Source organism: Thalassococcus arenae (assembly GCF_019104745.1).
GTDB lineage: Bacteria > Pseudomonadota > Alphaproteobacteria > Rhodobacterales > Rhodobacteraceae > Thalassococcus_B > Thalassococcus_B arenae.
This window is the reverse complement of record NZ_JAHRWL010000002.1, coordinates 204,038-219,318: the sequence shown is the minus strand read 5'-3', so window position 1 is coordinate 219,318 and position 15,281 is coordinate 204,038. Positions and strand designations below refer to the sequence as shown.

Here is a 15,281-nt window from a genome sequence, read left to right as displayed (position 1 = left end):
ACACAGCGCGTCACGGCGATTGCGCGGCCCCGGCTTTCGCGCCAAACTGCGCAGCATGAGCAGTGACGAGGCGGGGCGCAGGCCCACCTATCCCGGCGGTATCGAAGCCGTGCTGACCCAGATGGAGGGGCGGCGCGACGGCTTCGACTATGCCCCGGGCGAGACGCTGCCGCCGCACGATCTCGATCTCGTTCCGCTGCTGGAACAGCGCGTGAAACATCCATCGCAAGACCCTGACGAACAAGGACCTTTCCGGTCTTCCTATCACCGCAAGCGCTATTCGCTGCGCAAGGAATTCGAAGGCGAACCCGAGCTGTGTTTCCTCAACGGCCTGCTGATCGCGCATCTGCGCAAGCGCGTCTGGCCCGATCACGCGCCGGCGCTGTTCCGGCGGCTCTGGGCCGAGCATGCCGATTTCCTGATCGCCCGTCTGGATGCGCGCTGGCTGGTCTCTTCCGTCACCACCTTCGGCGACCACGGCGACAACCCCGTGCAAACCGCCGTGGGACTGGCGATGAACGTGCTGTTCGGAACCATGAAGCTTTACGAAACAGAGCGTCTTTTCAGTGGGTTGGAGGCCAGCCGCCCGTTCACCATCGACGGCAAGGCACGCGGCCGGTTGCCGCTTCAGATGGACGCGTTTTCGATCTCGCATGGCGGGCTGGACGTGAACATGATCGGCCGGCTCTGGCAGGACGCGGATCGCGATCCGGTGATCCGACCGCTGGCGCATCACCTGCTGAACGAACTGATCCACGACGACCGCACGGTGTTCCGGCGCCTGCGCACGATGCGCACGCGTAAGGAAAAACGTGATGCAGCATCGACGGACAAGCCTCTGAAGGAAAAAGAGAAAAGCAACGTCGCACCGGTACCCGCCCGGGCCAGGGCCCTGACCGTCGACAGCCTGCGATGGGGCATCGTGTCGACCCAGCGGGGACCGTTGGCGCAACTGGCCCGCTTCGCCGCGCACCATCTCGAGGCCGGCGCCTCGGCGTTGCACATCTATCTCGACGAAGCCGACCGCCAGGCCGCCGACTGGCTGGCGCAACACCCGCGCATCGAAATTGAACTTTGCGATGAAACCTATTGGGAAGAAACCGGAAAAGACCGTCCGGACGCGCATCAGCTTCGGCAGGCCCACAACGCCACCCGGGCGCTGCGCGCCTGCGCCGACACGCTGGACTGGCTGGGCCATGTCGATGTCGACGAATTCCTGCTGACCGATCGCCCCATGGCCGAGATCCTGGCCACCGCGCCGCCTTCTGCCGCGATCGTCCGCCTGCCCCCGGCCGAAGCGCTGGCGCGTGACGACGGCCCGCCCACCGCCTACAAGATCACCCACAAGCAGGCCCGCCAGCCCAAGGCCATCGTGCAGGACATCTACCCCACCTTCGGGCTGCACCTTTATGGCGGTTTTCTCAGCCACACCACCGGCAAGCTGTTCGTGCGCACCGGCATCGACGACACCCGGCTGGGCATCCACGCGATGAAATACCGCGGCGCCGAGGCGACCAACCGGCACAAGCCCGCCGGCGCCTTCATCGCCCATCACCACGCCACCAGCTGGGACCAGTTCCGCGGCCATCTCGATTTTCGCCGCAGCCGCGGTTCCTATCGCGGCGGCGCGCGCAAGACCGAAATGGGCCAGGCCGAGCTGTTCGCCGCGCTGGCCGAGGAAAAGGGCGACGACGCCCTGCGCGCCTTTTTCGACGAGATCTGCGCCGACAGCCCCGACCTGCGCGACCGGCTGCGCGCGCATGGCATGCTGATCGAGGCCGCGCTCGATCTCGACGGCGCGGTGCGGCGCGTCTTCGGCGCCCTGCCATGACGACCTGGGGGATCGTTTCGACCGTCAAGGCGCCGCTGGAGGCGATCCAGCGCTTTGCCGCCTGGCATCTCGAACTGGGCGCGCACCGGCTGTATCTCTATCTCGACGACGACGTGCCCGACACGCTGGCCGCGCTGCGGGCGCATCCCAAGATCCGCGCGATCCACACCGATGCGGCCTGGTGGGAAAAACGCGACGGCCGGCCCGAAAAGCACCAGGTGCGGCAATCGCTGAACGCCCGCCATGCCAACAACCGCAAACCCGAGGTCGACTGGCTGGCGCATATCGATGTCGATGAATTCCTGCTGCCCGCCGCGCCGGTGGCCGACCTGCTGGGTGCGCTGCCGGCCGAGGCCCGCTGCGCCCGCATCCGCCCGGTCGAGGCACTGGCGCCGGGCGACGGCGTGGCCGCGGCCGAAACCGCCTTCAAAGCCTTCCATCTGGACCAGGGCGCGCGGCAGGCCGCGTCCGAATCCTGCTTTCCCACCTGGGGCGCGCATCTGTCGGGCGGCTTTCTCAGCCATGTCGCGGGCAAGCTGATCTTTCGCACCGGCATGAAGGGGCTGCAGATCAAGATCCACAACATCGCGCTGGACGGCGTGTCCAATCCCGGCCAGGTAGACCTGCCGCAGATCGAACTGGGGCATTTCCACGCCGCCGACTGGGATCACTTCCTGGCGTTGTACCGGTTCCGCATGGCGCAGGGTTCCTACCGGTCCGAGCTGAAATCCCAGGTGCGCCGCCCCGATGCCGTCAACCTGCACGACCTGTTCACCATGATCGAATCCGAGGGCGGCGAAGCCGCGCTGCGGCTGTTCTACGACGAGGTCTGCACCGCCAGCGCGGGCCTGTGCGACCGGCTGGACCGCCACGGCCTGTTGCGGCGGCACCGGATGGAACTGGACGCGCTGCGCATGCGACATTTTTCCTGACAATTCAGTCAACAAAGCCAGTCTTTCCCGGGAATTGTCCATGCAAGGGGCACAATCCCGCCAATCTCCGCCCGTTGTGGCGCGCGGGTCGATTGACGCATTCCCTCGATCCCGCTAAGAGGCCGCAGGGGTTTCCATTGCCGGAACGTCAGGGCCATCCGGGCCACCCCACCTGATGCGCGGGCCGTGGCAGTGTCCGCATGATACGGACATGCATGACCAAGTTTTCTGATCTCAACCTTAATCCCAAGGTTCTCAAGGCCGTCGAAGAGGCGGGCTACGAAACACCGACGCCCATTCAGCTGGGCGCCATTCCCCCCGCGCTCGAAGGCAAGGACGTGCTGGGCATCGCCCAGACCGGAACCGGCAAGACCGCCGGCTTTGTTCTGCCGATGATCACCCTGCTGGCCCGTGGCCGTGCCCGCGCCCGGATGCCGCGCAGCCTTGTGCTGTGCCCGACGCGGGAACTGGCCGCGCAGGTGGCCGAGAATTTCGACACCTACGCCAAGCACGTCAAGCTGACAAAGGCGCTGTTGATCGGCGGCGTCAGCTTCAAGGAACAGGACGCGCTGATCGACAAGGGCGTCGACGTGCTGATCGCCACGCCGGGCCGCCTGCTGGACCATTTCGAGCGCGGCAAGCTGCTGCTCACCGGCGTGCAGGTCATGGTGGTGGACGAAGCCGACCGGATGCTCGACATGGGGTTCATCCCCGATATCGAACGCATCTTCAGCCTGACCCCCTTCACCCGGCAGACGCTGTTCTTCTCGGCCACCATGGCGCCCGAGATCGAGCGCATCACCAACACCTTCCTGTCCGCCCCGGCGCGGATCGAAGTGGCCCGCCAGGCCACCGCATCGGAAACCATCGAACAGGCCGCGGTGGTGTTCAAGCCGTCGCGCCGTGACCGCGAGGCCAGCGAGAAACGCGCGGTCCTGCGCGCCATCATCGACGCCGAGGGCGACAAGTGCTCGAACGCCATCGTTTTCTGCAACCGCAAGGTCGACGTGGATATCGTCGCCAAATCGCTCAAGAAATACGGCTATGATGCCGCTGCGATCCATGGCGACCTGGACCAGTCGCAACGCACCCGCACGCTGGACGGCTTCCGCGCGGGCGACCTGCGCCTGCTGGTGGCCTCGGACGTGGCCGCGCGCGGCCTCGACATCCCGGCGGTCAGCCATGTGTTCAACTTCGACGTGCCCAGCCACGCCGAGGATTACGTGCACCGCATCGGCCGCACCGGCCGCGCCGGCCGCGAGGGCAAGGCCTTTACCATCGTGGTGCCGAAGGACGAAAAATACCTCGATGCGGTGGAAAAGCTGATCCAGAAAACCATCCCGCGGGTCGACAACCCCGCCAAGGTCGGCAAGCCCGTCGACGACACCGACACGGCCGAGGACGACAAGCCCAAGCGCGCGTCGCGGTCACGGTCGCGGTCGCGCAAATCCGACAAGCCCGAGACCGAGCCCAGGCCCGCCGAAGCCAGACCCGCCGAAGCCGCGCCCGAAGCCAAGACGGACGACAAGGGCCGGTCGCGTTCGGACCGCGGCAAATCCGACCGGTCGCGCTCGGGCGGCAAGTCCGGCGGCCGTGACGGCGGCGTCGTGGGTCTGGGCGATCACCTGCCCGAATTCATCGCGCTCAGCTTCGACGAACGCCGCACGGGCTAGATCACCCCGCGCCGGCGCCCACATGGCGCCGCAGTTGTGCCGGATTGCCCACCTAACCCTGGTCGTGCGACAGCACAGGGCGGCATATGCGACAGACATGGAAACCGCGACCCGACGGCCCGACACGCGGGGCGCATCGAATCGTTGCGCAGCATCCCGCATGGCGGCTGGCATCGAACGGCAAGGCGGTGCCGAAAAGCGCCTACATAGTGGCATTCTGCGTGCTGACGGGCCTGTCGGCCATTTCGTGGTTCATCCCCGCCTCGGTGCTGGCCGATCCCTATCAGACAGGCACCCCCACCATGATCGGCCTGGCGATCGTGGTCGCGCTGACGGGGCTGCATCTCTGGGTCTCGCTGCCCGGGCTGCGGCTGTCGACCGATGACGGTGCGACGGCCAGGGATGTCGTCTTCAACGGTATCGTGGCGCTGATCGCGCCCATCCTGACCTTCCTTTTCGCCGGGTCCGTGCTGTTCCGGCTTGTGCCGCTCGTGGCTGCCGGGCTTTTCGGATCGCCGATGGTGGTCGAACGGGAGGTCGTCGATGTCCGGCGGGGCATCGGCATCTGCATGACCGGCAGTATGCGATGCGTCACTGGACGCACGTCCAGAGATTACCGTTGGCTCGAGATCGACGGTCACCCCAACACCTTCTCGCGGGTCATCGTGGCGCGCGGCTATCTCGGCTTCTCGACGTCTACCGGTGCGCAGCACCCGCAACGCGCCCGGTTCGAAGGCCGGGGCACCGTGCTTGGCATGCGGATCGACAAGGCCCGCAACCTCGATATGCGCCCCACCGGCACGAACAACTGACGTCCGCTGCGCCGGCCGGTCTAGTCGATCAGCGCATCGGCCCGGCGACCGGCCCGTTCCAGGTGGATGGGCAGGACCCGCCCATAAAGCTGCCTTGTGCGTTCCGGGCTGCCCACCATGTCGGGTTGCTCGACATAGGACAGGATCGCCACGTAGCGCGGCGTGGTGCCCCGCAGCGGCGCCACCCGGTGCAGCGAATAGCGGCCCTTGAACAGCTGCAGGTCGCCGGGTTTGAGGTGCAGGACGCGCACCTGGTCCGAGGTTCCGTCCAGAACCCGCGCCACGGCATCGAAATTCTCGTCCCCGCGCCGGATCATCGGCGCGTATTCGAACGCCCCGCCCTCGTCGGCGTTCTGGATCGCCAGCGTCACGGTGAAGTTGTTGGTGTCGAAATGCCAGGGAAAGCCATTGCCTTCCCCGGCCATGTTGACGATCGCGTCGGCCAGCGGATCGGCGTAGCGAAAGAACCGCTCCGCCGGTTCGCGCAGGCAGGCCCGGATGAATTCGTCGAAGCCCGGAAAATCGTGGACCTGCCGCAGCGGGCCGTCCTTGGGGAAATTGTCCGCCGGGATGAAGGCGTTGGAGCGCTCGAAGAAGCGGCGCTTGGGATGGTCCGGCGGCAGATCCGGGTCGTCGGCGGTGAAATAGGCGTTGGTGCGGCCGTAGCTGCGATGCGCCTTGTCCGCCACGGCATCGGCCTCGGCGGCCAGCGCCGCGACGCCCTGCGCCGTCAGGAACCCCGGCAGAACCGCGCAGCCGTCGCGGTCAAGCTGGGCATGAACCCGGGCCAGCACCGCGTCCAGCGCAGCGCCCGGCATGTCGATGGGGTATCGCGCGAGATCGATCAGGGTCATGGCAGGTGCTCCGGTCGCAATGCGCCCAGTCGAAACCCGCTCAGCCGCCGCGTCTGTCGAAATTGCGACACCGGGCATGCCGGTTCGCGTCACCCCGCCAGGCGGTCGAGAATGCCGGGCAGGTCCGCGAAATCGTCAAAGGCCGCGTCATGCGCAATGTCCTGCACCGGCACCGTGCGGATGCCTTGGGTGAACAGCACGAAGGGCACGCCGGCGGCCTGCGCCGTGGCGCCATCGATCGGGCTGTCGCCGACATAGACGCCGCGCCCGCCCAGCCGGTCGAAGACATGCAGCAGCGGCGCCGGGTCGGGCTTGCGCCGCGCCAGCGTGTCGCCGGCCACCACCGCGCCGAACATCGACTGCCAGCCCAGCCCGTCCAGCACCGCCGCCAGCGGCCCGCCCGGCTTGTTCGTGCACAACCCCAGGGCCACGCCGCGCGCCTTGAGCCTCGCCAGCGCCTCGGCCACGCCGGGAAACAGCGGCGTGTTCCGCGACGCGGCCTTGTAATGCGTCATGAACCGCGCCAGCAGCGCCGCCCGGTCGCCCGCATCCAACGCCGTGTCCGCGATCAGCCGGTCGATGAAGATGTGCTCGCCATGCCCGACATAACCCGCCACCTGCCGCTCCGGCACTGCGGCCAAGCCCTGTTCGGCCAGCAGCGCGTTCGCCGCCCGGGCGATGCCGCCCAGGCTGTCGATCAGCGTGCCGTCCAGGTCGAAGACGACCGGTGTCACGACAAGCGGCTCACCACGACGGTCACTTCGGGCTTCTTGCCGATCTCGTTCAGGCAGGTCTGGCGCGCCGCCTTCTTCAACCCATCCTCCAGCTTGTCGTCATCGGCCAGCGTGCGATCGCCCGCGCGGCCCATGAACTGGCTCAGGTCCTCTTCCAGCACGTCGACCAGCGGCGCATGGCTGCGCCCGGTTTCCGGCAGGCCCATGATCTCGCACCAGGGCTCGCCCAGCGGTTCGTCATCCTCGTCCAGGATCACGGTCACGATCACATGGCCGTTCAGCGCCATGCGGATGCGGTCGCGCACCACGCCGTCCAGCGCCCCGATCTGCACCGAGCCGTCCAGATAGGTGCGCCCGGTCTCGACATATTCGACCACCTTGGGCTCGTTGCCGGAAAGGTCGATCATCATGCCATTGACCGCCAGCACCCCCTTGCGGCCGCGTCCCTGCGCCAGCTTCACATGCTCGCGCAGATGCCGGTGTTCGCCATGCATCGGCACCACCACCTGCGGCTGCACGATGTCCTGCAGCGCCTCCAGGTCGGGCCGGTTGGCATGGCCCGAAACGTGGTACAGCCCGTCGCTGTCGTCGACCACGTCGACACCCATTTCCGAGAACTGGTTCATGATCCGGATCACGCCCTTTTCGTTGCCCGGAATGGTCTTGGACGAGAACAGGAACAGATCGCCCTCGGCCATCTCGATCCCGTTATACTTGCCGCGCGCCAGCTGCGCGCTCGCCGCGCGGCGTTCGCCCTGAGACCCGGTGACCAGCAGCATGACGTTTTCGCGCGGGATCTGCGTGACCTCCTCGGCGCTGATGACCCGCGGAAACCGGTCCAGAACGCCGGTTTCCACCGCCGCCTCGATCATCTGGCGCATCGCCCGCCCCAACAGGCAGATCGACCGCCCTGCCGCCTCGCCCGCCTCGGCCAGGGTTCTGACCCGCGCCACGTTCGAGGCAAAGGTCGTGGCCACCACCATGCCGCGCGCCTCGCTGACCAGTTTCTGCACCGCGGGGCCGACGCTGGATTCCGACCGGCCGGGATGGGGCGAAAAGACGTTGGTCGAATCGCAGATCAGCGCCTTGACCCCCGGCTTGGCCACCTCGGCCCACAGCTGCGGATCCCAGGGCTCGCCCACCAGCGGCGTTTCGTCCAGCTTGAAATCGCCCGAATGGATCAGCCGCCCGCCCGGCGTGTCGATGACCAGCGCGCTGCTTTCCGGTATCGAATGCGAGATCGGCAGGAAACCCACGGTGAACGGGCCCACGCTCACGGTCTCGGGCCATTTCGAACAGGTCTTCACGATCTCCGGCCCCAGCCCGTATTCCGCCAGCTTGTTCCGCGCGATATGGGCGGTAAAGGCGCGGGCATAGACCGGAACGCCCAGGGCCTCGTAGTGGTGGCCCACCGCGCCGACATGGTCCTCGTGCGCATGGGTGATGAAAATCGCCTCCAGCCGGCTGCGATTCTCCTTCAGCCAGGTGATGTCGGGCAGGATCAGGTCGACCCCCGGCGTGCCGTCCATGTCGGGAAAGGTCACGCCCAGGTCGACCAGGATCAGCCGCTCCTCGCCCGGCTTGCCATAGCCGTAGACGTAACAATTCATGCCGATCTCCCCGGCCCCGCCGAGGGGCAGGTAGACGATGCGTTCGCTGCTCATGGTTTATCCCTTGTTGTACCGGTGGATGACCGTCAGACCATGCATGGTGAGGTCGTCCTCGATCGTGTCGAACAGCACTTCGCCCGTGGCGAACAGGGGCGCAAGCCCCCCGGTGCCGATTACCTTCATCGGGCGGCCGTATTCCGCCTTGATGCGCTCGGTGATGCCGTGGATCAGCCCGACATAGCCCCAGAACACGCCGGACTGGATGCAGCCGACGGTGTTGGTGCCGATCACCTTTTCGGGCTGGGTGATGTCGACATGCGGCAGGGCGGCGGCGCCCATGTGCAGCGCCTCCAGGCTCAGGTTCGGGCCGGGTGCGATCACCCCGCCGACATAGGCGCCGTCCACCGCCACGACATCGAACGTGGTGGCGGTGCCGAAATCGACGATCACCAGGTCGCCGCCATGGCGGTCGTAGCCCCCCGCGGTGTTGACCAGCCGGTCCGGCCCCACCGTGGTGCCGGCATCGACCCGCGGCGCCACCGGCAGGCGGCATTCCGGCTTGCCCACCACCAGCGGGCGGCAGCCGAAGAACCGGTCGGCAAAGACCCGCAGGTTCCACACCACCCGCGGCACGGTCGAGCTGATGATCACCTCGGTGATGTCGGCGTCGATGCCGTAATGCTTCACCAGCGTCGAATACCAGGTGAAATAGGCATCCGCCGTGCGCGCGTGATGGGTCGAGGTGCGCAGCGTGCACAGGAACCGCGCCCCGTCCCAGATCGAGAACACGGTGTTGGTATTGCCGCAATCGATGCACAGAAGCATGCCGGGGCCCCGTCAGAAGAACACATCCGCCGCGGCGATGGCGACGCGGCCCTTGGCCGTCTTTAGGACAAGATGCCCGGCCTCGTCCACCGTCTCGAAGGTACCGGTGGTCTCGTCGCGCGCCGTGCGCGCCGTGGCCACCGCGCCGATCCCCATCGCGCGCGCCAGCCAGGCCGTGCGGATCGCCCCGAACCCGTAGGTGACAAAGGCCGCCTCGCGCGCCGCATAGGCCCCGGCCAGCGCCTCGAGCATCGCCTCCGGCCCGACCCGAACCCCGGTCTCGCCCAGCAGCGACACCGGCCGCAGCGCCCCCGGCTCCACCTGCCCCGCCCCGGGCGCCGCGATCAGGTTGACGCCCACCCCGATCGCCAGGTGCGGCCCCAGGCTCTCCAGCAGGATGCCGGCCAGCTTGCCGCCGTTCAGCAAGACGTCATTGGGCCATTTCAGCGCCAGCCCCGCATCATCGCCCACCAGCGCCCCGACCGCGTCGAACAGCGCCAGCGCCGCCACGAAGGACCGCAAGGCCCGGTGCTCCGGCGGCTCGTCCAGCCGCATCACCAGCGTCGCCGCGAAATTGCCCTCCGGCATCGCCCAGGCCCGGCCGCGCCGGCCGCGCGCCGCGCTCTGCGCCCGCGCCAGGATCCATTCCGGCCCGGCCAGGCCGGGCGCGCGCCGCGCCGCTTCGGCATTGGTGCTGTCGACCTGCGCCAGCACCAGCCGCCCATAGCCCTCAGGCCAGCTCATGCGCGCCGCCCCGTTCCTTCATCTTGCCCATAAACTCCGGGGGAGTCGCAGCTCTGCTGCGACGGGGGCAGCGCCCCCTCCCGAAAAAACCAGCGGCGCGCCGAAGGCGCGCCACCGCTTGATTGGCCGAAACCGGGCTCAGTTGACAAGCGTCGCCGCCGCCGCCGCCGCCGCGCCCTCGATGCCGAACAGGTTGACCACGCCCACCACCATCACCACGGCGCTGGCCATCAGGAACCCGTACAGCACCGGCGACTTGCCGCCATCCAGCGCGTCCTCGCGATCCTCGCCGAAATACATGTAGAACACGATCCGCAGGTAATAGAAGGCGCCGATCACCGACGCGATCACGCCGGCCACCGCCAGCCAGGCCAGCCCGGCCTCGTAGGCGGCGCGCAGCACGTAAAGCTTGCCGAAAAAGCCCACCAGCGGCGGCACGCCGGCCAGCGAGAACAGCAGCACCAGCATCGCCAGAGCCTTGCCCGGCTCGCGCTTGGAATACATGCCCAGCGACCGGATATCGGTCACCGGCTGGCCGTCGCGCTCCATCGACAGGATGAAGGCGAAGGTGCCCACGTTCATCGTCACGTAGATCGCCATGTAGATCAGCATCGCCTGCACGCCCAGCAGCGTGCCCGCCGCCAGCCCCATCAGCGCATAGCCCATATGGGCGATCGACGAATAGGCCATCAGCCGCTTGATGTCGGTCTGCCCGATCGCCGCCACGGCGCCCAGGAACATCGACAGCAGCGACAGCAGCGCCAGGACCTGGCTCCAGTCGGCGATGCTGGCGCCGAAGGCGTCGTGCATCACCCGGGCGAACAGCGCCATCGCGGCGACCTTCGGCGCGGTGGCGAAGAAGGCGGTGATCGGCGTCGGCGCGCCCTGATAGACATCCGGCGTCCACATGTGGAACGGCACCGCCGAGACCTTGAAGGCCAGCCCCGAGATCAGCAGCACCAGCCCGATCAGCAGCCCGACCGACACGCCGTCCGCCGCGGTCACCGCGATGATGCCGGAAAACAGCGTGGTGCCGGTATAGCCATAGACCAGCGATGCGCCATACAGCAGCAGGCCCGAGGACAGCGCACCGAGGACAAAGTATTTCAACCCCGCCTCGGTCGATTTCACGCTGTCGCGCCGCAGGCTGGCCACGACGTAAAGCGACAGCGACTGCAGCTCGAGCCCCATGTAGAGCGCCATGAGATCGCCCGCGGAGACCATCATCATCATGCCCACGGCGGCCAGCGCCACCAGCAGCGGGAACTCGAATTTCAGCAGGCCGCGCCGCGCCATGTAGCCTTCGCTCATCAGCAGCACCGCGGCGGCCGACAGCAGGATCGTCACCTTGGCGAACCGCGCGAACCCGTCATCGACGAACATGCCGTTGAAGGCGGTCTGCGTGGCGCCACCGGTCGTGGCGATCCAGAAGGCCAGCGCAAGGAAGATCGCGCTGGTCGCCCAGACCAGCACCGAGGCCAGCTTGTCCTTGGTGGTGTAGACCGCGAATAGCAGCGCCGCCATCGCGTAGACCGACAGCAGGATCTCGGGCAGGATGATGTTCAGATCGGCCGACATCGGTCTCTCTCCTTAATGCGAGGCTGCGGGTTGCGCGACCGCGGCCACCCGGGTGTCCAGCCCGGCCTCGGCCAGGGCGATCTGGTGGTTGGCGACCAGCGCATCCACGCTGGGCCCGATCCGGTCGAGGATCGGCGCCGGGTAGACGCCGAACAGGATCGTCGCGGCGACCAGCGGGGCGAAGATCAGCTTTTCGCGGCGGGTCATGTCGGTGATCGTCTTCAGGCTTTCCTTGATCAGGTCGCCCATCACGACGCGGCGATACAGCCACAGCGCATAGGCCGCCGACAGGATCACGCCCGTCGCCGCTCCGGCCGCCACCCAGGTGTTCACCTGGAAGATGCCCATCAGGGTCAGGAACTCGCCGATAAAGCCCGACGTGCCCGGCAGGCCCACATTGGCCATGGTGAACAGCATGAAGATCAGCGCATAGGCCGGCATCCGGTTCACCAGCCCGCCATAGGCGTCGATCTCGCGGGTGTGCATCCGGTCGTAGATCACGCCGACGCACAGGAACAACGCCCCCGAGATGAAGCCGTGGCTGATCATCTGGAAGATCGCGCCGTCGATGCCCTGCTGGTTGGCGGCGAAGATGCCCATCGTGACGTATCCCATATGGGCGACCGACGAATAGGCGATCAGCTTTTTCATGTCCTCCTGCACCAGCGCGACAAGGCTGGTGTAGATGATGGCGATCACGCTCATCCACAGCACCAGCGGCGTCAGGATGTCGGACGCCACCGGGAACATCGGCAGCGAGAAGCGCAGGAAACCGTAGCCGCCCATCTTCAGCAGGATCGCCGCCAGCACCACCGACCCCGCGGTCGGCGCCTGCACATGCGCATCCGGCAGCCAGGTATGCACCGGCCACATCGGCATCTTGACGGCGAAGCTGGCGAAGAAGGCCAGCCACAGCAACGTCTGCATCCCGCCGATGATCTGGAAGCCCATCAGGCTGAACGTCTCGGACGCGAAATTATGCACCAGCAACTGCTCGATATCCGTCGTGCCGGCCTCGGTGAACATCGCCACCATCGCCACCAGCATCAGCACCGAGCCGAGGAAGGTGTAGAGGAAGAACTTGAAGCTGGCATAGATCCGGTCCTTGCCGCCCCAGATGCCGATGATCAGGAACATCGGGATCAGGCCGGCTTCGAAGAACAGGTAGAACAGCACCAGGTCCAGCGCCATGAAGACGCCCAGCATCAAGGTCTCCAGCACCAGGAAGGCGATCATGTATTCCTTGACGCGGGTCTTGACCTCCCAGCTGGCCAGGATCGTCAGCGGCATGATGAAGGTGGTCAGCATCACGAACAGCACGCTGATGCCGTCGACGCCCATCTTGTATTGCAGCCCCAGCAGCCATTCGCCCTGTTCGACCATCTGGAACCCGGTGTCTTGCGGGTCGAACTGGAACAGGATGAACAGCGAAACGATGAAGGTCGCCGAGGTGGCGGCCAGGGCCAGCCACTTGGCGTTGCGGTCCGCCGCCTCGTCGTCGCCGCGCAGGAACACCGCCAGGATCAGCGCCGCCAGCGCCGGCAGGAAGGTGACGATGGAAAGCAGGTTGTCCATTACTGTGCTCCCCCGGAGATCGACATCCAGGTGATCAGGACGGCGATCCCGATGACCATGGCAAAGGCATAGGTAAAGACGTAGCCGGACTGCGCCTTGCCCGCGAGGCGGGTGAAGAACGGCACGATGCCCATGGCCACGCCGTTGATCGACCCGTCGATCACCCCGCCGTCACCGCGTTTCCACAGGATGCGGCCGATCGCCTTGGCGGGCTGGACGAAGACGAAGTCGTAGATTTCGTCGACATACCACTTGTTCAGCAGGAACAGGTATAGCGGCCGCTGGCTTTCGGCCAGCCGGGCCGGGATGGCCGGGTTCACGATGTAGAACCAGTAGGACACCAGAAACCCGATCACCATCGCGACAAAGGGGCTGACCTTGACCCATTTCGGCGCGTGATGGGCGTCGTCCATCACGTGGTTGTCCGGCGCCATGTAGATCGCGCCCTGCGGCGGCACCCCGGCCTGCAGGTTGGCGGCATGGTCGTCGGCCGCGGGCTCGGCGGCATGGTCGTCCGCCTTGGCCTCGCCGGCGTGATCGTCGGCCTTGGCCTCGCCGTGGTCCGCCGCCTCGGCATGGACCGGCGCGCCGAACCAGGCGTTCACCGTGTTGTGGTCGCCGAAGAACGGCTTGTACCAGACCATGCCGGCCAGCACCGCGCCCACCGCCAGCACGCCCAGCGGCGCCAGCATGGTCATCGGCGACTCGTGCGCGTGCTCATGGGTGTGCTTGTCGCCGCGCGGCTTGCCGAAGAAGGTCAGGAACATCAGCCGCCAGCTGTAGAAGCTGGTGAACAGCGCCGCGATCACCAGCGCCCAGAAGGCGAACCCGGCATTGGTGCCGGCCCAGGCGCTCTCGATCACCGCGTCCTTGGACAGGAACCCGGCGAACCCGATATGGGTCAGCGGAATGCCCACCCCGGTGATCGCCAGCGTGCCGATCATCATCGCCCAGAAGGTATAGGGCATCTTGTGGCGCAGCCCGCCATAGTTCCGCATGTCCTGTTCGTGATGCATGCCGTGGATCACCGATCCGGCGCCCAGGAACAGCATCGCCTTGAAGAAGGCATGCGTGAACAGGTGGAACATCGCCACCGAATAGACGCCGACGCCGGCGGCCACGAACATGTAGCCCAGCTGCGAACAGGTCGAATAGGCGATCACCCGCTTGATGTCGTTCTGCACCAGGCCCACCGTGGCGGCGAAGAACGCCGTGGTGGCGCCCAGGAAGGTGACGAAGGCGGTGGCGTTGGGCGCGAATTCCATGATCGGCGACATCCGGCAGACCAGGAACACGCCCGCGGTCACCATGGTCGCGGCGTGGATCAGGGCCGAAACCGGCGTCGGGCCTTCCATCGCGTCCGGCAGCCAGGTGTGCAGCAGGAATTGCGCCGACTTGCCCATCGCGCCCACGAACAGCAGGAAGGCCACCAGTTCGGCCGCGTTCCAGGTCGTCCACAGGAACGCGATCTGCGTCTGCGCCAGCGCCGGGCCAGCGGCGAAGACGTCGTCGAAGCGGATCGAGTCGGTCAGGTAGAACAACGCGAAGATGCCCAGGGCAAAGCCGAAATCGCCCACCCGGTTGACCACGAACGCCTTGATCGCCGCGGCATTGGCCGACGGCTTGCGATAGTAGAAGCCGATCAGCAGATAGGACGCCAGGCCCACGCCTTCCCAGCCGAAGAACATCTGCGCCAGGTTGTCGGCGGTCACCAGCATCAGCATCGCGAAGGTGAAGAAGGACAGGTAGGCGAAGAACCGCGCCTTGTAGCTTTCCTCGCCCTCGCGGAACTGGTCGTCATGCGCCATGTAGCCGAAGGAATACAGATGCACGAGCGCCGACACGGTGGTCACGACGACCAGCATGATCGAGGTCAGCCGGTCCAGCCGGATCGACCAGTCGGTGCTCAGCGATCCGCTTTCGATCCAGCGCAGCACCTGGATGTGCTGGGTTTCCGGCCCGTGGGTCAGGAACACGATCCAGCTCAGCAGCGCGGCCAGGAACAACAGGCCCGTGGTGACCCATTGCGCCCCCGCGATGGTGATCCAGCGCCAGCCGAACCCCGCGATCAGCGCGCCCACCAGCGGGGCGAAGAGGATGATCGTTTCCATGG

The 15,281-nt window shown here is 66.7% G+C and carries 12 protein-coding genes; 4 read left to right on the top strand and 8 right to left on the bottom strand.

Features of this window, described 5'->3' with window-relative positions; translation table 11 throughout:
- The first annotated feature begins 55 nt into the window (after positions 1-55).
- The 4 genes from KUH32_RS12440 (at position 56) to KUH32_RS12425 (ending at position 5,248) form a co-directional block, all read left to right on the top strand.
- Positions 56-1,831 (top strand): glycosyltransferase family 2 protein, encoded by a 1,776-nt coding sequence (locus KUH32_RS12440; protein WP_217778838.1) that lies wholly within the window; start codon positions 56-58, stop codon positions 1,829-1,831.
- Positions 1,828-2,763 (top strand): glycosyltransferase family 2 protein, encoded by a 936-nt coding sequence (locus KUH32_RS12435; protein ID WP_217778836.1) that lies wholly within the window; start codon positions 1,828-1,830, stop codon positions 2,761-2,763. The genes KUH32_RS12440 and KUH32_RS12435 overlap by 4 nt, the downstream gene beginning before the upstream one ends.
- Positions 2,764-2,978: 215 nt before the next feature.
- Positions 2,979-4,436, top strand: coding sequence for a DEAD/DEAH box helicase (locus KUH32_RS12430; RefSeq protein WP_217778834.1), 1,458 nt, complete (start codon positions 2,979-2,981; stop codon positions 4,434-4,436).
- 86 nt (positions 4,437-4,522) lie between these two features.
- Positions 4,523-5,248, top strand: coding sequence for a hypothetical protein (locus KUH32_RS12425; protein WP_217778832.1), 726 nt, complete (start codon positions 4,523-4,525; stop codon positions 5,246-5,248).
- 20 nt (positions 5,249-5,268) lie between these two features.
- Here KUH32_RS12425 and KUH32_RS12420 read toward each other — a convergent pair whose 3' ends face one another.
- The 8 genes from KUH32_RS12420 to nuoL all read right to left on the bottom strand — a co-directional run bounded on the left by KUH32_RS12420 (position 5,269) and on the right by nuoL (position 15,279).
- The gene (locus tag KUH32_RS12420; RefSeq protein ID WP_217778831.1) at positions 5,269-6,102 is read right to left on the bottom strand and encodes a HalD/BesD family halogenase; all 834 of its coding nucleotides are present in this window, start codon (positions 6,100-6,102) and stop codon (positions 5,269-5,271) included.
- Between the two features lie 89 nt (positions 6,103-6,191).
- Positions 6,192-6,836 carry a phosphoglycolate phosphatase gene (gene gph, locus KUH32_RS12415; protein ID WP_217778829.1) on the bottom strand — a complete coding sequence of 215 codons (645 nt, stop codon included), beginning with the start codon at positions 6,834-6,836 and terminating at the stop codon, positions 6,192-6,194.
- Positions 6,833-8,500 carry a ribonuclease J gene (locus KUH32_RS12410; protein WP_217778827.1) on the bottom strand — a complete coding sequence of 556 codons (1,668 nt, stop codon included), beginning with the start codon at positions 8,498-8,500 and terminating at the stop codon, positions 6,833-6,835. Before KUH32_RS12410 ends, gph begins: the two co-directional genes overlap by 4 nt.
- 3 nt (positions 8,501-8,503) lie before the next feature.
- Complete coding sequence (locus KUH32_RS12405; protein ID WP_217778826.1) at positions 8,504-9,271, bottom strand: type III pantothenate kinase; 768 nt, start codon at positions 9,269-9,271, stop codon at positions 8,504-8,506.
- 12 nt (positions 9,272-9,283) lie between these two features.
- On the bottom strand, positions 9,284-10,015 hold the full coding sequence (locus KUH32_RS12400) for a biotin--[acetyl-CoA-carboxylase] ligase (protein WP_217778825.1): 732 nt from the start codon (positions 10,013-10,015) through the stop codon (positions 9,284-9,286).
- Between the two features lie 138 nt (positions 10,016-10,153).
- Positions 10,154-11,593 (bottom strand): NADH-quinone oxidoreductase subunit NuoN, encoded by a 1,440-nt coding sequence (gene nuoN / locus KUH32_RS12395; RefSeq protein WP_217778823.1) that lies wholly within the window; start codon positions 11,591-11,593, stop codon positions 10,154-10,156.
- 12 nt (positions 11,594-11,605) lie between these two features.
- Complete coding sequence (locus KUH32_RS12390; protein WP_217778822.1) at positions 11,606-13,168, bottom strand: NADH-quinone oxidoreductase subunit M; 1,563 nt, start codon at positions 13,166-13,168, stop codon at positions 11,606-11,608.
- Positions 13,168-15,279, bottom strand: coding sequence for an NADH-quinone oxidoreductase subunit L (gene nuoL / locus KUH32_RS12385; RefSeq protein WP_217778820.1), 2,112 nt, complete (start codon positions 15,277-15,279; stop codon positions 13,168-13,170). The genes KUH32_RS12390 and nuoL overlap by 1 nt, the downstream gene beginning before the upstream one ends.
- Between the last annotated feature and the right edge of the window lie 2 nt (positions 15,280-15,281).